Raw genomic sequence first — 18,621 nt, forward strand, 5'->3', positions numbered from 1 at the left:
TCCGGCGCATGACTCAGGTCACAGGGCGATCACACATCGTCTCCTCACCTACCCCTGCGCCCGAACGCGCGATTACATTCCCGGCACACCGCGCGGACAAGCGGTGTCCTGCGAGAGGCGACTGCAACTGCCCTCGTAGACAAGATCGTTCGGGCGGCTCCAAGGGGTTCGTAGTGCTGAACAAGACCATCGTCAAGCTGGCCATTCCGCTCGCCGTGGGCGCTCTGGCGTTGACCGGATGCGGCTCTGACTCGGGCGGCGACGGCGATGCCGTGAAGATCGCCTTCCAGGGCCCGCTCTCCGGCGACAACGTCGCGCTGGGCGAGAACATGCAGAACGGCGTCAAGCTGGCCATCGACCAGGCGAACGCCAAGGGCGACCTCGACTTCACCCTCGAGTACGTGCCCGGTGACGACCAGGGCCTGCCGGACAAGGCCACCGCCACCGCTCAGAAGATCATCGACGACGAGAGCGTCCTCGCCGTGGTCGGCCCCGCCTTCTCCGGCCCGACCAACACCGCCTCTCCGCTGTACGCGGAGTCGGGTCTCGTCACGGTCTCGCCGTCGGCGACCAACCCGAACCTCACCGACGAGGCGAACGGTTTCACCTCCTTCCTGCGCGCGGTCCCCAACGACAACCAGCAGGGCGCCGGGATGGCGACCTACTACGCCAAGAAGGTCCAGGCGAAGAAGGTCTACCTGATCGACGACAAGACCGACTACGGCGTGGGCCTCGCGACCGTGGCCGAGAAGAACCTCAAGGACGCCGGCATCGAGGTCGTCAAGAAGTCCGTCCCGCAGAAGACGCCGGACTACTCGGCCACCGCCAAGGACGTCGTCAACTCCAAGGTCGACGCGCTCATCTACGCCGGCTACTACCAGGACGCCGCCCCCTTCGCGAAGAAGCTCGCCGAGGCCGGCTACAAGGGCGCCGCGATCTCCGGTGACGGCACGAACGACATGAAGTTCGTCGAGCTCGCCGGCGACGCCTCCGAGAACTGGTTCCTGACCTGCCCGTGCACCGACGCCACCGTCGAGGCGGGCACGAAGAAGTTCGCCGAGGACTACCAGAAGGCCTTCGGCCGGGCGCCCGGCACCTACTCCGCCGAGTCCTACGACGCGGCGAACATGATCATCGAGGAGATCCGCAAGGCCGGCGGGGACATCGACCGCGAGACGCTGCGTGACGCCCTCAAGAAGGCGTCCTACAAGGGCCTGACGAAGACCTTCTCCTTCGAGGCGAACGGCGAGTTCAAGGGCACCGACGTCTACCTGTACCAGGTCAAGGGCGGCAAGATCGGTTACCAGGGCAACATCAACGAGCTGGTCGGCTGACACCGGGCTCGCATGGCCGAGGCCATGACCGGGGGCCGGGAGACGGCAGTTCTCCCGGCCCCCGTCCATGAAGCAGGGCCCCTCTCCCCGCCCTCTTCGCATCGATCGTTCCGCCCGCGGGCCGACCCCGTCGCCACGAGCGCGCGGGTCCGCTCGGCTCCCACAAGGAAGTCTGCTCCATGTCCCTTCAGGAATTCTGGGACTACCTCGTCCTAGGGGTGATGCTCGGCTCGCTGTACGCCGTCATCGCCATCGGCTACACCCTCGTCTACGGCGTGCTCCAGCTGATCAACTTCGCGCACAGCGAGGTGTTCATGCTCGGTGCCTACGGCAGCCTCATCGTCCTTCAGCTCGTCAGTCCGGGGGACAACCCGTCCGTCATGGCGTCCATCGGCTTCGTCGCGCTCGCGATGGCGGGCTCGGCGCTCTTCGGTGGTGTCACGGCGTACGGCCTGGAGAAGGTGGCCTACCGGCCGCTGCGCAGGCGCGGTGCTCCGCGCCTGATCTTCCTGATCACCGCGATCGGCGCCTCGTTCTTCCTCTACAACCTGGCCGGCAAGCTCTTCGGGCGCGACCCGCTGCCGCTGCCGGAGATGTACGAGAACCGCGAGATCTTCTCGCTCTTCGGCGCAGGGGTGAACATCACCCAGCTGCTCCAGTTCGCGACCGCGGTGGTCATGATGGTCCTCCTCGACCTCGTGGTGAACCGCACCAAGCTCGGCATGGGCATCCGCGCGGTGGCGCAGGACGCCGAGGTCGCGGGCCTGATGGGCGTGAACATCGACAAGGTCGTGTCGCGCACCTTCATCATCGGCGGTGTCCTGGGCGGTGTGGCGGGCTTCCTGTTCGCCAACCTCAACCAGGTCTCCTACACGATGGGCTTCATTCCGGGCATCACCGCCTTCGCCGCCGCCGTCGTCGGCGGCATCGGCAACATCCGCGGTGCGATGTTCGGCGGCGTCCTGATCGGCATCGTGGAGACGATGACGGTGCCGCTGCTCGGTGACGAGTGGCGCAGCGTCTCCGCCATGGTGGTCCTGATCCTGGTGCTGATGTTCCGCCCGATGGGCATCCTCGGCGAGCGAGTGGGGAGGGCGGCATGAGCACGGTGGACACCTCGCAGAACCTGACGCCGTCCGCTGCGGCGAAGCTGCGCCGCACGGCGTGGTACCGGACCGAGCGCTACACCCGCCTGTGGGCGATGATCGCGCTCGGGCTCCTGCTGGCCCTGGTCACGGGCGAGCAGGGCAACACACGGGACATCTTCTACTCCATCACCCACACCCTCACGGGCGTCAACCTGTGGGTCTGCCTCGGCGCCACGGTGGGCGTCTGGGCACTGCGCGAGTTCGCCGCCACGCCCATCAAGGGCGCGGTGTCCGCGGCGCGCGGTTCGGCCGCGGCGGCGGCCGGCGGTCCGGTCGGCTCCCTCCGGGCGCGCTTCCAGGCCGACAAGCGGCTGCGACTGGGCGCCTACGCGGTGCTGCTGGTCCTGGTGCTCGTGGTCCCCTCGGGCCTGGAGCGGAGCTGGCAGACCGTGCTGGTCGACCAGATCGCGATCTTCGCGCTCCTGGCCATCGGCCTCAACGTGGTGATCGGCTGGGCGGGCCTGCTCGACCTCGGCTTCTTCGCCTTCTTCGCCGTCGGCGCCTACTCGACCGCCTTCTGGACGGGCCGGCTCCCGGTCGAGCCCCCGGTCGTCCTGAACAACTTCTGGGTCATCCCGGTCGCCGTGCTCACCTGCCTGGTCTGCGGCGTGCTGCTGGGCGCCCCGACCCTGCGGCTGCGCGGCGACTACCTGGCCATCGTGACCCTCGGCTTCCACGAGATCATCTACCTGGTGGCGAAGAACGCGGACGGCATCACGGGCGGCCCGCAGGGCGCCCGCCTCATCCCGGACTTCTCCATCGACTTCGCGGGCATCGAGTACACGTGGTCCATCAAGCCGCTGCCGTACTGGTACCTGCTCGTCTTCTTCATCGTCCTGGTGATCATCCTCTTCTCGCGGCTGGAGCACTCCCGGGTGGGCCGCGCGTGGACGGCGATCCGCGAGGACGAGATCGCGGCGGCGGCCAACGGTGTCAACACCGTGCAGTTCAAGCTGATGGCCTTCGCGATCGGCGCCTCGACCTCCGGCGTGGCGGGCGTGATCTTCACCAGCAAGTACGGGTACATCAACCCCGAGGTCTTCCCGCTCCTGCAGTCCATCCTGATCCTCGCCTACGTCATCTTCGGCGGCATGGGCTCGATCCCGGGTGTGCTGATCGGCACGGCGATCCTGGTGTGGCTGCCCGAGGCGCTGAAGGACTGGGTGGACCCGTCCGACCGCTACATGTACCTGGGCGCACTGCTCGTGGTCATGATGATCTACCGGCCGCAGGGAGTCTGGCCGTCCCGCCGGAGACAGCGCGAGCTGAAGTTGGCCGAGGAAGGCAGCGGCGACGCGGACGCGACGTCCGAGCCGGCGGGAGGCAAGAACTGATGGGCACCGAGGTGAAGAACGACACGGCGGCCGCATCGCCCTCCGGGGCGGAACCGGACCTGGTGCTGAAGGCGTCGGAGCTGACCCTGCGGTTCGGCGGTCTGACCGTGCTGGACAAGGTCGACGTGAACATGCGCCGGGGCGAGGTCCTGGCGGTGATCGGGCCGAACGGCGCGGGCAAGACCTCGCTGTTCAACTCCCTCACCGGGGCGTACACCCCGCAGGAGGGGAAGATCGTCTTCCGCTCGGCGGACGGTGGCGAGAAGCCGCTGCTGGGCAGCAAGCCGCACATCGTCAACCGGATCGGTCTGGCCCGCACCTTCCAGAACATCCGCCTGTTCTCGGCGCTCACCGCGCTGGAGAACGTCAAGATCGCGGCGGAGACCCGGCTCAAGGCCGGTCCCGTGTCGATCATGCTGGGCCTGCCGAAGGCCCGCAAGGCGGAGCGGCTCAGCGACGAGCGGGCGCACAAGCTCCTGGCCTTCGTCGGGCTGGAGGAGAAGCTCAACGAGATCGCCGGCAGCCTGTCCTACGGCGACCAGCGCAGTCTGGAGATCGCCCGTGCCCTGGCCACCGAGCCGCAGATCCTGCTCCTGGACGAGCCGGCGGCCGGCACCAACCCCACGGAGAAGCTGGAGCTCGAGCGGCTGATCCGCCGGATCAACACCGAGCTGGGCGTCAGCGTGCTGCTCATCGAGCACGACATGCGCCTGGTGATGTCGGTGGCGGACCGGGTGATGGTCCTCAACTTCGGCAAGCGGATCGCCGAGGGGGAGCCCGGCGAGGTGCAGCAGCACCCCGCGGTGATCGAGGCGTATCTGGGGGCGTCGGCCGACACGGAGCAGGTCGCCCAGGCGGTGATCGCCGAGCAGCGCTCGCCCGCCGAGGGCGAGTCCGTCCCGGAGGAGCCCTCGGCGCAGGGCACCGGGGACTCGGGTGAATCCGGGGATGCCGCGGACACGGCTGACTCCGAGGGTTCCGGGGACTCCGGGGACGCGGCGGGTTCTGGGGACTCGGGTGACTCCGGGGGTTCCGGGGACGCGGCGGGTTCTGGGGACTCGGGTGACTCCGGGGATGCCGGGGACACGGCTGACTCCGAGGGTTCCGGGGACTCCGGGACCACGGGGGACGCCCCGGAGGCCGCCGGGCCGTCGGACGAAGCCGGTGGCGGCGAGACCGCGTCGAACGAGGAGAGCGGCAAGTGAGCACGACGACCGAGCTGCGGAAGGACACCGGTACGCCGGACTCCGCCGAGGAGACGCTCCTCGAACTCTGTTCCATGCACGTCTTCTACGGGGCCATCGAGGCGCTCAAGGGCATCGACCTGACGGTGCGCAAGGGCGAGATCGTGGCCCTGCTCGGAGGCAACGGCGCGGGCAAGACCACCACGCTGCGCACCATCTCGGGCATGCTCCAGCCCCGCCAGGGCGAGGTGCGGTACCGCGGGGAGCGCATCGACGGGATCAAGTCCCACGAACTGGTCCAGTTCGGCATCGGGCACGTCCCCGAGGGCCGGCGGGTCTTCGCGGCGATGACCGTCCGCGACAACCTGGAGATGGGCGCCTACCGGTTCAGCTCGGTGGACCCCGCCGACATGGACCGCGTGTTCACCCTCTTCCCGCGCCTCGCGGAGCGCCGCTCCCAGCTGGCGGGCACGCTCTCCGGCGGCGAGCAGCAGATGCTGGCGATCGGCCGCGCCCTGATGGGCGAGCCGGAGCTGCTGCTGCTCGACGAGCCCTCGATGGGACTCGCCCCGCTGATCGTCCAGCAGATCTTCGAGATCATCGAGGAGATCAACAAGCAGGGCACCACGGTGCTGCTCGTCGAGCAGAACGCCACCCAGGCCCTGGGGCTCGCGAACCGCGGCTACGTGCTGGAGACCGGCTCCGTGGCCATGTCGGGACCGGCGGCCGAGCTGCTGTCCGACCCGCGGATCCGGGAGGCCTACCTGGGCGAGGGTGCCGCCTGACGCGGGCACCTGCGGCGGCCCGCCGTCTCGCACCGTGAACCGGCGGAGGGCCGGGAGGCGACCGCCTCCCGGCCCTCCGCCGCGACCGCCCGCCCCGGTGCCGCACCGGGGCGGGCGGTCGCGGGCTCAGGACTGCGGGGCGTCGCGCAGCAGGCAGGTGAGCCGGGCGGTGCAGACCCGCCGGTCCTGCTCGTCGGAGATCACGATCTCGTACGTGGCGGTCGAGCGCCCGCGGTGCACGGGGGTGGCGACCCCGGTGACCATCCCGGAGCGCAGCCCCCGGTGGTGCGTGCAGTTGAGGTCCACACCGACGGCGATCTTCGAGGGGCCGCCGTGGAGCATGGAGCCCACCGAGCCGAGCGTCTCCGCCAGCACGGCGGAGGCGCCTCCGTGCAGCAGGCCGTAGGGCTGGGTGTTGCCCTCCACCGGCATGGTCCCGACCACCCGGTCGGCCGCCGCCTCGACGATCCGCACCCCCATGCGCTCGCCGAGGTGGCCGGCGGAGAAGAGGGAGGGGAGGTCGACACCGAGCGCCGCGTACTCGTCGATGACCTCCTGCGGGAACTTCACGGTGGTGTTCTCGCCCATGGGCGTGCTCCGATCGTCGTACGGCTGGTCCCTGCTGCCTGAGCGAACGCTTAGACGGTCGGTGATTGTTCCAGACGGACCACCACGGACTTGCTGGCGGGGGTGTTGCTGGTGTCCGCCGTGGCGCCCAGCGGGACCAGCACGTTGGTCTCGGGGTAGTAGGCGGCCGCACAGCCCCGCGCCGTCGGGTAGTGGACCACCCGGAACCCCGGGGCCCGCCGCTCGACGCCGTCCTCCCACTCGCCCACCAGGTCCGCGTAGTCGCCGTCGGCGAAGCCCAGCGCGAGGGCGTCCCCGGGGTTCACCAGGACGACCCGGCGCCCGCCGCGCACCCCCCGGTAGCGGTCGTCCAGTCCGTAGACCGTGGTGTTGTACTGGTCGTGGGAGCGCAGCGTCTGCAGCAGCAGGCGCCCCTCGCCCACCACCGGGTACTCCACGGGCGCCGCCGTGAAGTTGGCCTTCCCGGTGGCCGTGGGGAAGCGCCGCTCGTCGCGGGGGGCGTGCGGCAGCGTGAACCCTCCGGGGCGGGCGATCCGCGCGTTGAAGTCCTCGAAGCCGGGCACGACGCGGGCGATCCGGTCGCGGATCGCCGCGTAGTCGCGCTCGAACTCCTCCCACGGCGTCGCGGAGCCTGGCCCGAGCACCGCGCGGGCCAGGCGCGCCACGATCGCGGGCTCGGACAGCAGCCGCGGTCCCGCGGGCGGGAGGTTGCCGCGGGAGGCGTGCACCATGCCCATCGAGTCCTCCACGGTCACCACCTGCCTGCCCCCGGCCTGCACGTCCCGGTCGCTGCGCCCGAGCGTGGGCAGGATCAGCGCCCGGCGTCCGGTCACGGCGTGCGAGCGGTTGAGCTTGGTGGACACCTGGACGGTGAGCCGGGCACGCCGCACGGCGGCCTCCGTGACCGCGGTGTCGGGCGAGGCCCCGACGAAGTTGCCGCCCATCGCGAAGAAGACCTTGGCGCGGCCGTCGCGCAGCGCCTCGATCGAACGGACCACGTCGAGGCCGTGGTGCCGCGGCGGGGCGAAGCCGAACTCCTTCTCCAGCGCGTCCAGGAAGGCGGGGGAGGGGCGCTCGAAGATCCCCATGGTGCGGTCGCCCTGCACGTTGGAGTGCCCGCGGACGGGGCAGACGCCGGACCCCGGCCGCCCGACGTCGCCCCGCAGCAGGAGCAGGTTGACCACCTCGCGGATGGTGGCGACGGAGTGCTTGTGCTGGGTGAGGCCCATGGCCCAGCACGCGACGGTGCGCCGCGAGGACAGGACCATGGCCAGTGCCCGCTCCACCTCGTCGCGCGCCAGGCCCGTCGCGGCCAGCGTCTCCTCCCAGTCGGCGGAGCGGGCCGCCTCGGCGAAGGCCTCGAAGCCGTGGGTGTGCTCGCGCACGAACTCCTCGTCGACGGCCCCGGGGGTTTCCAGCACCAGCTTGTTGAGCAGCCGGAACAGGGCCTGGTCACCGCCGATGCGGATCTGCAGGAAGAGGTCCGTGAGCGCCACCCCCCTGACCGCTTTGAGCGGGCTCTGCGGGTTCTTGAAGCGCTCCAGCCCCGCCTCGGGCAGCGGGTTGACGGAGATGATCCGCGCGCCCCGGGCCTTCGCCTTCTCCAGGGCCGACAGCATCCGGGGGTGGTTGGTGCCCGGGTTCTGCCCGGCGACGATGATCAGTTCCGCCCGGTGCAGGTCCTCCAGGGTCACACTGCCCTTGCCCACCCCCAGGGTCTCGGTGAGCGCCGAGCCTGAGGACTCGTGGCACATGTTGGAGCAGTCGGGGAGGTTGTTGGTGCCGAACTCCCTGGCGAACAGCTGGAGCAGGAAGGCGGCCTCGTTGCTGGTGCGCCCCGAGGTGTAGAAGAGGGCCTCGTCCGGCGAGTCCAGCCCGCGCAGCTCCTCGGCGATCAGCGCGAAGGCGCGGTCCCAGCCCACCGGCTCGTAGTGGGTGGCGCCCTCGGCGAGGTACACCGGCTCGGTGATGCGGCCCTGCTGGCCCAGCCAGTAGCCGCTGCGCCCGGCCAGCTCGGCCACCGGATGCGCGGCGAAGAACCCGGGGGTGACCCGGCGCAGCGTCGCCTCCTCGGCAACCGCCTTCGCCCCGTTCTCGCAGAACTCGGCGGTGTGCCGACTGTCCTCCTCGGGCCAGGCGCAGCCGGGGCAGTCGAAGCCGTCCTTCTGGTTGACCCTGAGCAGGGTGCGGGCCGTGCGCGCGACGCCCATCTGCCGCTGTGCGGCGCGCAGGGTGTGCGCGATCGCGGGCAGCCCGGCCGCCGCGTGCTGGGGGGCGGTGACCTGCGGCGCGTCCTGGACCGGATCGTCTGCGGGCGGCTTGCTGGCCATCGCGCTCTCCTTCGGGCCTCGTCTCCTGCGGTACGCCTCCGATCCTGTCACGGGACGGCGGGGCGGGCGTGCCCGCGGTCGGCACCGGACGGGAATGTCAGCGGTGCATGGCAGGATCGGGGGCGTGGCTGAGACGGCATCGCAGAAGACGGCAGACAACCGACCCCGCCTGCTCCTCATGGACGGGCACTCCCTGGCGTACCGGGCGTTCTTCGCCCTGCCCGCGGAGAACTTCACCTCCGTGAGCGGCCAGACGACGAACGCCGTCTACGGCTTCGCCTCGATGCTGGCGAACACCCTGCGCGACGAGGCGCCCACGCACTTCGCCGTCGCCTTCGACGTCTCCCGCGCCACCTGGCGCTCGGCCGACTTCCCCGAGTACAAGGCCAACCGCTCCAAGACGCCCGACGAGTTCAAGGGGCAGGTCGAGCTGATCGGCGAGCTGCTCGACACCATGAACGCCGTGCGGTTCGCGGTCGACGGCTTCGAGGCCGACGACATCATCGCCACCCTGGCCACCGAGGCCGAGCGGGCCGGCTTCGAGGTGCTGATCGTCACCGGCGACCGGGATTCGTTCCAGCTGGTCAGCGAGCACACGACGGTGCTGTACCCCACCAAGGGCGTCTCCGAGCTGACCCGGTTCACCCCCGCCAAGGTCGAGGAGAAGTACGGCCTGACCCCGCGGCAGTACCCGGACTTCGCCGCCCTCCGCGGCGACCCGTCCGACAACCTGCCCGGCATCCCCGGGGTCGGGGAGAAGACGGCCAGCAAGTGGATCAGGCAGTTCGGTTCCTTCGCGGAGCTCGTCGAGCGGGCCGACGAGGTCAAGGGCAAGGTCGGGCAGTCCCTGCGCGACCACCTGGAGGCCGTCAAGCTCAACCGCCACCTCACCGAGCTGGTGCGCGACGTCGAGCTGCCCCGGACCGTCGCCGAGCTGGAGCGGGCCCCTTACGACCGTGCCGCCCTCAAGGGCTTCCTGGAGGTCCTGGAGATCCGCAACCCGAGCCTGCGCGAGCGCCTGCTCGCGGTCGACCCGGGAGCGGCCGAGGAGGAGCCCCCCGCGCCCGCCGAGGGTGTCGAGATCGACGGCACCGTCCTGGGCACCGGCGAGCTGGCACCCTGGCTGGCCGAGCACGGCGGCCGCCCGCTGGGGGTGGCGATCGTCGCGGGCTGGGCGCTGGGCGTGGGCAGCGTGAGCGAGATCGCGCTCGCCGCCGCGGACGGGAAGGCCGCGTGGTTCGACACCACCCGGCTCGACGAGGCCGACGAGCGTTCCTTCGCCGCGTGGATCTCCGACCCGGCGCGGCCGAAGGTCCTGCACAACGCCAAGGAGGCCCTGCGGGTGCTCCCCGAGCACGGCTGGCGGGTCGACGGCATCACCATGGACACCGCCCTCGCCGCGTACCTGGTCAAGCCCGGCCGCAGGTCCTTCGCCCTCGACGCCCTGTCGGTGGAGTACCTCCACCGCGAGCTGGCCCCCGCCGCCGCCGACGGCCAGCTCGCCTTCGGCACGGAGGACGAGCACGCCGAGGCCGACGCGCTGATGGCCCAGGCCCGCGCGGTCCTCGACCTGGGCGAGGCGCTCGGCGAGCGGCTCGCCGAGGTCGGAGCGGCGGAGCTGCTGCACGGCGTGGAGCTGCCCACCTCGGTGCTGCTGGCACGGATGGAGCGGCACGGCATCGCCGCGGACCGGCCCCACCTGGAGGCGATGGAGCAGCAGTTCGCCGGCGCGGTGCAGCAGGCCGTCAAGGAGGCCCACGCCACGGTCGGCCACGAGTTCAACCTGGGCTCCCCCAAGCAGCTCCAGGAGGTCTTCTTCGGGGAGCTCAACCTGCCGAAGACGAAGAAGACCAAGACCGGCTACACCACCGACGCCGACGCCCTCGCCTGGCTCGCCTCCCAGACCGACCACGAGCTCCCGGTGATCATGCTCCGGCACCGGGAGCAGGCCAGGCTGCGGTCCACGGTCGAGGGCCTGATCAAGACCATCGCGGGCGACGGCCGCATCCACACCACCTTCAGCCAGACCGTCGCCGCCACGGGCCGGCTGTCCTCCACCGACCCGAACCTGCAGAACGTCCCGGTCCGCACCGACGAGGGCCGCGCGATCCGCCGGGGCTTCGTCGTCGGCGAGGGCTTCGAGTCGCTGATGACGGCCGACTACAGCCAGATCGAACTGCGGGTGATGGCCCACCTCTCCGAGGACGAGGGCCTGATCGAGGCGTTCACCTCGGGGGAGGACCTCCACACCACGGTCGCCTCGCAGGTCTTCGGTGTGGAGCGGTCCGCCGTGGACGCCGAGATGCGGCGGAAGATCAAGGCCATGTCCTACGGGCTGGCCTACGGGCTCTCGGCGTTCGGCCTCTCGCAGCAGCTCGGCATCGAGCCCGCCGAGGCCAGGGTCCTGATGGACACCTACTTCGAGCGGTTCGGCGGCGTGCGCGACTACCTGCGGCGAGTCGTCGACGAGGCGCGCGCCACCGGCTACACGGCCACCATGCTCGGGCGCCGCCGCTATCTGCCGGACCTCAACAGCGACAACCGGCAGCGCCGCGAGGCGGCCGAGCGGATGGCGCTCAACGCGCCGATCCAGGGGACGGCCGCCGACATCGTCAAGGTCGCCATGCTCAACGTGGACCGGGCACTGACCGAGGCGGGGCTCGCCACCCGTCTGCTGCTCCAGGTCCACGACGAGATCGTGCTGGAGGTCTCCCCGGGCGAACGCGAGCAGGTGGAGGCGCTGGTGCGTCAGGAGATGTCGTCGGCGGTCACCCTGCGCGCGCCGCTGGACGTCTCGGTCGGCGTCGGCCCGGACTGGGAGTCCGCCGCCCACTGAGGGCCTCCGCCGGGCGGGGGCTCCCACGCCCCGGCCCGGCGCCACCGGGCCGCCGCACCGGTCCGGGCGGCGGCCCCGTAGAGCAGGAGGCCCGCGGCCAGCCCGGCGCCCCCGCCGAAGCACGCCGTCGGGACGATGTCGAGAACGGTCTCCACCCGCCCCCCGTGCCAGTACCAGACCAGGCAGCGGTGGAGGACACCCGCGGCCACGCACAGCCCCACCACCGCCGCGGCGAGGCGGCGCTCACCGCGCCGCGCCCGCGGCCACCTGGGTGCCACGGGCTCCGCGCGCCGCACCGCGGAGGCCGCGGCCCAGACGAGCAGCAGCAGGGCCGCCGCCGAACTGCCGTACTGGACGAAGGTGTAGAGGGGGAAGCCGGCCACGTGCTGGTCGAGCACCGGCAGGAGGCGCACCCCCCACCGGCCGGGGTGGGTGAAGGCATCCCACACCACATGCGTCGACGCACCGACCACCGCGGAGGCGTAGAACGCAGCCGCCCGCACCAGCGGCGGGCGGCGCGGGGCGGCCCGCCCGTGGGCACCGGCCGGCACGGGGTGGGTTCGGGTGCGCCAGTGGCCCGGCAGCAGGGCCACCAGCGGGTCGCGGACCAGCAGCCACCCCGCGAACAGCAGGGCGGCCACGGCGGCGTCGACCGTGAACACCCCCGCGGGGCTGTGGGTGACCGAGCCGAACTCCATGGCACCGGGTACGAAGCTCGCGGCGAAGTACGTCGCGTCGGGGGCCATCGTGCCGAGCACGAGCCCGGAGGCCACCAGCGGCCCGCGTGCCGAGCCGTCGCTCCGCAGCAGGGGCAGTACCGCCGCGGCATGGCTCAACGTGAACGGCATCCTGCGTCTCCCCCTGCGCCGGTCGGTTCCATCCGCTCTGCCCAGTATGCGCTACCTCCGACGGGGCTCCTCCTCCGCCACGGCCGGGACACCGGACGCGGTGTTGGTGCCGAACCGGTGAATACCGGTCAGGAGGCAGTGCCGAGGACCCCGCGGTGGACTAGTGTCGCGTCGGACTCGTGCAGGGGAGCGCGGGACGCCGCCTCAGGGGAGGGTTCTGACCATGGCAGCGCAATTCGGCCGCCGTCTGCGCAAGGGGGCCACGACCACAGCCGTCGCAGCGGCCGCGGTGGCCGCACTGTCGGCCTCTCAGCCGCCGGGTATAGCGCCGGCGACCTCGGGCGACAGCCAGGGCACCACGGACGCCACGCCCACCCCGGACACGCCCGCCACCGGCAACTCCCCTTACTACACCGACCTTCCGCCGCTGAACTCGCCGAACAGCACGAACCCGCCCGTGGGGACGGTCCTGGCGGGCACGGGCGAGGCGGGCATCCCGGCGACGGTCCTCGACGCCTACCGGCGCGCCGAGAGCACGGTCGCCGACACCGACCCCGCCTGCCGCCTCCCGTGGCAACTGCTCGCCGCGATCGGCAAGGTCGAGTCCGGCCAGGCCCGCGGCGGCCGCGTCGACTCCGAGGGCACCACCGTCGGACGCATCCTCGGCCCCGTCCTCAACGGCGTCGGCTTCGCCAACATCTCCGACACCGACGACGGGGCCTACGACGGCGACACCGTGCACGACCGCGCCGTGGGGCCGATGCAGTTCATCCCGTCGACGTGGAAGACCTGGGGGCAGGACGCCAACGGCGACGGCCGCAAGGACCCCGACAACATCTACGACGCGGCGCTCGCCGCCGGACGGTACCTCTGCCACGGGGACCGCGACCTGACCGTCCAGGACGACCTGGACCGGGCGGTCCTGTCGTACAACCACTCGCGGGAGTACCTGCGCACCGTGCTCTCCTGGTTCGAGTTCTACCAGCGGGGCACGCACGAGGTTCCGGACGGCTCGGGTGTCCTGCCGTCCAGGCCGAGCCCGGACAGCTCACCGCAGCCCGCCCCGGTGCAGCCCGCCCCGCCCGTGCGCAAGCCCTCGCCGGCGCCGTCCCGGCCGGGGAAGGAGCCGAGCCCCGCGCCGTCGGAGCCCGGCAAGGGAGGCACGCCCAAGCCCAAGCCGACCCCCACCCCGACTCCGACCCCCACCCCGACGCCCACTCCGACGCCGACCCCCACTCCGACGCCGACCCCGACGCCGACCCCCACTCCGACGCCGACTCCCAAGCCCACGCCCGTCACGGTGTCGACGGTCGAGGACGCGGGGAGCGGCCCGCTCACGGCGACGGCCGGCCGGGTCTTCGCCACGAGCGCCACCGTCCGCGTCCTGGACTCCTCGGGCGCCCCTGTCGCGGACCACCCCGTCCGCTTCACCGTCGTCGGTGAGACCGACGCCCGCTTCCCCGACGGAGCCACCGAGGCTGTGGCCACGACCGATGCCGACGGCAGGGTCGCCGCACCCGCCCTCCGCGCGGGTGAGAGGACCGGCACCTTCACCGTCCGCGCCGCGGTCGAGAACCCGCGGATCGCTCCCGTCGACTTCGAGGCGACCGTCACCGAGCGCCTCGCCGACACACTCGGCGCCGAGCAGGTGCGGCTCGTCGCGGCGCCCGGCGAGGCGTTCGGGCCTCTCACCGTCCGGGCCGTCCACGAGGGCGCCCCCGCCCCGCGCGTCACCGTCACCGCGACGATCACCCGGCCCGAGCCCGCCGAGGGCGAGGACCTGGGCGAGGGGACCGACGCGGCAGGTCCCTACTTCGAGCGCGTCGACGGCGGCACTCCCGTCCGCACCGTCACCCTGCTGACGGACGAGCAGGGACGCCTGGTCCTCTCGGGTATCCACGCGGGCGAGGCGGAGGGCACCTTCGGCCTGCGCCTGACCACGCCGGGTGGCGGACTGCTCGACGTCGTGCTGACCGTCGAGGCCCCCGCACCCGCGGACCCCGAGCCGACCGCCCGGGAGGCCTCTCCGTCCCCGTCCGCCGGGGCCTGACAGCCGCAGGACCGACGGGGCCCCCGCCTCGCTGCTGCCGCGGGCGCACCCTCCGGGCGCGCCCGCGCAGGCGGTGCGGCGCGTGGCGCGTCTCCCGGGGGCACCTCCCCGAGCCGGGGACGGCAGCCGCGGGAGGTGCCCTGCCCCTGCCATGAGGCGGCAGCGGCACCCCCGGTGGAGGCCGGTCCGGTGGGCGAATCCGGCGCCGCAGCGGGGCGTTCCCGCGCGGTCCGCTCCCCGGTGCCCCGGGCCCGGCCCCGTCCACCGGGAGCCGCAGCTACGGGGCGCGCCGCTCCTGGCGGGCCTTGGTGAAGCGTGTTGCCTCGGCCGTGGAGGGGTCCTCGGGCCACGGGTGCCTGGGGTAGCGGCCGCGCAGCTCGGCCCGCACCGCCCGGTAGCCCTCCTGCCAGAACGAGGCGAGGTCGGATGTCACCGCCGCCGGGCGCCCGGCGGGCGACAGCAGGTGCACCACGACCGGAACTCCCGCGATCCGCGGCGTCTCGCGGAGGCCGAACAGCTCCTGGAGCTTCACCGCCAGGACGGGCTGGTCCCCGGCGTAGTCCACGCGGACGCGCGATCCGCTCGGCACCTCCAGACGCTCCGGTGCCAACGCGTCCAGCCGGGACGCCTCGCCCGAGGCCCACGGCAGCAGCCGCCGCAGCGCCTCCCCGGCGGCGATGCGCCCGAGGTCCGCCCTCCGCCGGGCCCGTGACAGCTCGGGCTCCAGCCACTCCTCGCACCGGGAGAGCAAGGCCTCGTCCGACACCTCCGGCCAGGGCGGCCCCAGCACCCGGTGGAGGAACGCCAGGCGCTGGCGCAGTCCCTCCGCCTCCCCGGTCCAGCGCAGCAGCCCGCAGCCCTCCCGCCGCAAGCCGTCCAGCAGGGCCCGCCGAACCAGCCCGGCGTCCGGTGTGGGGAGGGGAGCGGTGGCCAACTCCACCGCCCCCAGCCGTTCCACGCGCCGCGCCACGACGTCGCCGCCCTCCCAGCCCACCTCCTCGACCTCCGTCAGCAGGTGCGCCGCCGCCGCGCGGGCAGCCCCCTCGGTGACCGCCGCCGCCAGCCGCACCCGAGCCGACGCGGCCGACACCGGACGGTCCGCCACCGCCACCGCGAGCCACGGCTCACCGCGCAGGGGGGATGCGGCCCCGAGCTCCGCACGGGTTCCCGACGCCATCAGGAAGGTGCCTGCGCCGCGTGAGGAGGCGACCCGCTCAGGGAAGGCGAGGGCGGCGACCAGGCCGACGGCCGCCTCCCTGTTCCCGGCCCCCCGCCCCTCTCCTGCTGACTCCGGCGTCCCGGACCGTCCGGAGCGGGCATCCGGGGGCAGGGCGGCCAGCGCTCCCTCCAGGCGGCGGGCCTCCGCCCGCCAGCGTGCCGCGTAGGCGTCCCCGCCTCGCCCCGCCGCGCGCCACGCGCCGGCCAGGTCGTCGCCGTACTCCCGGGGCGGCTCCTCGCTGAGCAGGGCCACGGCCTCGGCGGTGCGGCGCGCGCCCAGCTGCTCGGAACCGTCCAGAAGGGCCCTCGCCAGCCGCGGATGGACGCCCAGGCGGGACATCGCCGCGCCCCTCCGCGTCGCCCTGCCTTCCGCGTCGACCGCCCCCACGGCCGTGAGGACGGAGCGGGCGGCCGCCATGGCCCCGGCGGGCGGTGCGTCCGGCAGCGCCAGACCCGCCGCCTCCGGGTCGCCCCAGCACGCCACCCGCAGGGCGAAGGCCGCCAGGTCCGCCACCGCGATCTCCGGGGAGGGGAAGCGGGGCCTGCGGGCGTCGTCGGCAGCCGACCAGCAGCGGTAGACGACTCCCGGCGCCTCACGTCCTGCGCGCCCGGCCCGCTGCTCGGCGGCCGCCGCCGAGACGGGAACCGTGGCCAGCGAGCCGAGACCCCGGGCATGGTCCACGCGTGGCTCGCGGGCCAGACCCGAGTCCACGACGACGCGGACCCCGGGCACGGTGAGGCTCGATTCGGCCACCGAGGTCGCCAGGACCACCCGCCGCCGCTCGCCGCCGCGCAGCACCGCCTCCTGGACGCCGGCCGGGGCCCGGCCGTGCAACTGGAGCACCTCGGCGCCCGTCCCTTCCAGCAGGCCCGCCGTGCGGGCGATCTCGCCCGTCCCGGGGAGGAAGCAGAGCACGTCCCCGGTGTGCTCGTGGAGGGCGCGACGCACCGTGGCCGCGACGTGCCTCAGCAACTGCGGATCCACCCGGGTGCCGTGGGCGGGACGGATGCCCGGGGGAGGGGGAGCGGACCGGAACTCCACGCCGTGGCTCTCGCCCCCGCTGCGGACCACCGGTGCCGGTGGGCCCGCCTCCGGGGACAGCAGGCGGGACCAGGTGCCCGTGTCGCTCGTCGCCGAGGCGGCCACCAGCCCCAGGTCCGGCCGCAGGGTGGCGCGGACGTCGACGAGGAAGGCCAGGGCGGTGTCGGCGTCCAGGTGGCGCTCGTGGCACTCGTCCAGGAGCACGGTGCCGACCCCCGGCAGCTCGGGGTCTCGCTGGAGCCGCTGGAGCAGCACCCCCGTGGTGACCACCTCGACGCGGGTGCCCGTGCCGACGCGCCGCTCACCGCGCACCGAGAAGCCGACGTCGCCGCCCACCTCCTGCCCGAGGAGCCAGGCCATCCGGCGGGCTGCGGCCCGCACCGCCATCCTGCGCGGTTCGGCCACGATCACGGAGCGAGCCGCGGCTCCCGACGGCCCGCCCGCCGCCGGGCCCGCCCCTATGAGGCCCGCGAGCGCGAGCGGCACCAGCGTGGTCTTGCCGGTGCCGGGCGGGGCGTGGAGCACCGCGACACCCTGTGCGTCGAGCGCGGCGAGCAACTCGGGCACGGCACGGCGGACGGGCAGGCGGTCGAGTACGTCGGTTCGGATCACGCCCTCAGTCTGGTACGGCCGGCAGCGGCGCGGGCGCACTTGTCCACAGGCTCCGTGTGCCATCGGATCGTATGATCATCGGCTCTCCGGGCGAGTGGCCCGAGGCCGCCGGCCCGCACCGTCCGCCGAGGGCGTCCCGTCCGTCCCGGCACACCGCGCCCTCCGCCCGGCGACCGCGCCGCGGGTCCTCCGCCGCGGGTCCCGTCTCCCGCCACGGCGCCCTCGGCCGCGGGCCCGCCCCACCGGCGCCCGCGTCCCGGGACCCGGACCGGCGCGCCGGCCTCCGGGGACCGGCGCGGTCCCGCGCGGGCGATCCGGTCAGTCCCGCTCGCAGACGAAGACGGCCGTTCCGGGGATCAGGTTGCCCCGCAGCGGCGACCAGCCGCCCCACTCCTGCACGTTCCACGACGGCCACTCCGGCTCGACCAGGTCCACCAGCCGGAACCCGCCCGCCACCACGTCCCGCACCCGGTCCCCCAGGGTCCGGTGGTGCTCCACGTAGACGGCCTCGCCCCGCTCGTCCTGCTCCACGTAGGGCGTCCGGTCGAAGTAGGAGGCGGCCACCGACAGGCCCTCCGGGCCGGGCTCGTCGGGGAAGGCCCAGCGGATCGGGTGCGTCACCGAGAAGACCCAGCGCCCACCGGGCCGCAGCACCCGCCGCACCTCGCGGAAGACCGCGACCGGGTCGGCCACGAACGGGACCGCGCCGTAGGCGGAGCAGGCGAGGTCGAAGGAGCCGTCCGCGAAGGGCAGGGCGCCAGCGTCCGCCTCCACCAGCGACACGTCCCCGCTGATACGCAGGGCGTGCTGGAGCTGCCGGTGGGAGAGGTCGAGGGCCACGGGCCGGGCCCCCCGGGCGGCCAGCCAGCGCGAGCACTGGGCGGCGCCGGCGCCGATCTCCAGGACGTCGAGCCCCGAGAGCGAGGCGACCGGTCCCAGCAGGGCGGCCTCCTCCTCGTCGAGCCCCTCGGGCCCCCACACGAACCGGCCGTCCCCGAGGAAGGCGCCGTGCTCGCGCTGGTACTCGTCCGCGTTCCGGTCCCACCAGCCGCGGTTCGCCCGGCTGCTCTCCGCGTCCCCCGCGTCACGGCGGGTGGCTTCCGGTTCGAAATCTTGGCTCATCGTCACCGTCGTTGTAGTTTGCGTACCGCGCAGCCGGGCCGGAGAGGTCCGCGCCGCGCGGGGCTGCCGTGGCCTCGGTGAACACGAGTTGTGCCGGATATGCGGCGCTGCGTCCCCGGTGGGCCGCTTCGCGCATTGACCGTCTCCTGCTGCCCCCGTATGCTACAAGTTGCGCTGCGGGCCTGCGTGC

12 protein-coding genes are annotated in these 18,621 nt (G+C 73.1%); 7 read left to right on the forward strand and 5 right to left on the reverse strand.

From position 1 onward, the window contains the following. The first annotated feature begins 173 nt into the window (after positions 1–173). The 5 genes from NPS70_RS23495 (at position 174) to NPS70_RS23515 (ending at position 5,785) form a co-directional block, all read left to right on the forward strand. Positions 174–1,334 (forward strand): branched-chain amino acid ABC transporter substrate-binding protein, encoded by a 1,161-nt coding sequence (locus NPS70_RS23495; protein WP_256526371.1) that lies wholly within the window; start codon positions 174–176, stop codon positions 1,332–1,334. A 179-nt stretch (positions 1,335–1,513) separates the two neighbouring features. Beyond that, entirely contained in the window at positions 1,514–2,437 is a 924-nt protein-coding gene (locus tag NPS70_RS23500; RefSeq protein WP_256526372.1) for a branched-chain amino acid ABC transporter permease, read from the forward strand. After that, entirely contained in the window at positions 2,434–3,816 is a 1,383-nt protein-coding gene (locus NPS70_RS23505; RefSeq protein WP_256526373.1) for a branched-chain amino acid ABC transporter permease, read from the forward strand. The genes NPS70_RS23500 and NPS70_RS23505 overlap by 4 nt, the downstream gene beginning before the upstream one ends. Then, a complete protein-coding gene (locus NPS70_RS23510) occupies positions 3,816–5,021 on the forward strand; it encodes an ABC transporter ATP-binding protein (protein WP_256526374.1) in 1,206 nt (401 codons plus the stop codon). Before NPS70_RS23505 ends, NPS70_RS23510 begins: the two co-directional genes overlap by 1 nt. A gap of 74 nt (positions 5,022–5,095) precedes the next feature. Continuing rightward, positions 5,096–5,785 carry an ABC transporter ATP-binding protein gene (locus NPS70_RS23515; protein WP_256526413.1) on the forward strand — a complete coding sequence of 230 codons (690 nt, stop codon included), beginning with the start codon at positions 5,096–5,098 and terminating at the stop codon, positions 5,783–5,785. Positions 5,786–5,911: 126 nt separating this feature from the next. Here NPS70_RS23515 and NPS70_RS23520 read toward each other — a convergent pair whose 3' ends face one another. Together NPS70_RS23520 and NPS70_RS23525 are read right to left on the reverse strand one after the other, a co-directional pair. Then, a complete protein-coding gene (locus tag NPS70_RS23520; RefSeq protein ID WP_256526375.1) occupies positions 5,912–6,373 on the reverse strand; it encodes a PaaI family thioesterase in 462 nt (153 codons plus the stop codon). A 50-nt stretch (positions 6,374–6,423) separates the two neighbouring features. After that, positions 6,424–8,703: an FdhF/YdeP family oxidoreductase gene (locus tag NPS70_RS23525; protein ID WP_256526376.1), complete on the reverse strand. Its 2,280-nt coding sequence runs from the start codon at positions 8,701–8,703 to the stop codon at positions 6,424–6,426. Positions 8,704–8,881: 178 nt separating this feature from the next. Between NPS70_RS23525 and polA the strand changes: the two genes are divergently transcribed. After that, positions 8,882–11,539: a DNA polymerase I gene (gene polA, locus NPS70_RS23530; protein WP_256526414.1), complete on the forward strand. Its 2,658-nt coding sequence runs from the start codon at positions 8,882–8,884 to the stop codon at positions 11,537–11,539. On the opposite strand, the gene NPS70_RS23535 is transcribed toward polA, so the two are convergent. Continuing rightward, the gene (locus tag NPS70_RS23535) at positions 11,452–12,387 is read right to left on the reverse strand and encodes a DUF4184 family protein (protein WP_256526377.1); all 936 of its coding nucleotides are present in this window, start codon (positions 12,385–12,387) and stop codon (positions 11,452–11,454) included. The two genes, polA and NPS70_RS23535, sit on opposite strands and share 88 nt — an antisense overlap. Positions 12,388–12,610: 223 nt before the next feature. On the opposite strand from NPS70_RS23535, the gene NPS70_RS23540 reads away from it, so the two are divergent. Next, a complete protein-coding gene (locus NPS70_RS23540; protein ID WP_256526378.1) occupies positions 12,611–14,437 on the forward strand; it encodes a lytic murein transglycosylase in 1,827 nt (608 codons plus the stop codon). Between the two features lie 277 nt (positions 14,438–14,714). Here the strand turns inward: NPS70_RS23540 and hrpB are convergent, their stop codons facing one another. Continuing rightward, positions 14,715–17,309 (reverse strand): ATP-dependent helicase HrpB, encoded by a 2,595-nt coding sequence (hrpB, locus tag NPS70_RS23545; protein ID WP_256526379.1) that lies wholly within the window; start codon positions 17,307–17,309, stop codon positions 14,715–14,717. 318 nt (positions 17,310–17,627) lie between these two features. Beyond that, positions 17,628–18,431, reverse strand: a complete 804-nt coding sequence (locus NPS70_RS23550; protein ID WP_256526380.1) for a class I SAM-dependent methyltransferase — start codon at positions 18,429–18,431, stop codon at positions 17,628–17,630. Positions 18,432–18,621 lie beyond the last annotated feature (190 nt).

Source organism: Streptomyces sp. C10-9-1 (assembly GCF_024497955.1).
In the GTDB taxonomy this organism is placed as follows: domain Bacteria; phylum Actinomycetota; class Actinomycetes; order Streptomycetales; family Streptomycetaceae; genus Streptomyces; species Streptomyces sanyensis.

Coding starts and splice junctions, on each gene's coding strand:
- NPS70_RS23515 (WP_256526413.1), top strand. CDS start 5,096: ATGCACGTCTTCTACGGGGCCATCGAGGCGCTCAAGGGCATCGACCTG.
- NPS70_RS23520 (WP_256526375.1), bottom strand. CDS start 6,373: ATGGGCGAGAACACCACCGTGAAGTTCCCGCAGGAGGTCATCGACGAG.
- NPS70_RS23540 (WP_256526378.1), top strand. CDS start 12,611: ATGGCAGCGCAATTCGGCCGCCGTCTGCGCAAGGGGGCCACGACCACA.
- NPS70_RS23525 (WP_256526376.1), bottom strand. CDS start 8,703: ATGGCCAGCAAGCCGCCCGCAGACGATCCGGTCCAGGACGCGCCGCAG.
- NPS70_RS23510 (WP_256526374.1), top strand. CDS start 3,816: ATGGGCACCGAGGTGAAGAACGACACGGCGGCCGCATCGCCCTCCGGG.
- NPS70_RS23505 (WP_256526373.1), top strand. CDS start 2,434: ATGAGCACGGTGGACACCTCGCAGAACCTGACGCCGTCCGCTGCGGCG.
- NPS70_RS23500 (WP_256526372.1), top strand. CDS start 1,514: ATGTCCCTTCAGGAATTCTGGGACTACCTCGTCCTAGGGGTGATGCTC.
- NPS70_RS23535 (WP_256526377.1), bottom strand. CDS start 12,387: ATGCCGTTCACGTTGAGCCATGCCGCGGCGGTACTGCCCCTGCTGCGG.
- NPS70_RS23550 (WP_256526380.1), bottom strand. CDS start 18,431: ATGAGCCAAGATTTCGAACCGGAAGCCACCCGCCGTGACGCGGGGGAC.
- polA (WP_256526414.1), top strand. CDS start 8,882: ATGGACGGGCACTCCCTGGCGTACCGGGCGTTCTTCGCCCTGCCCGCG.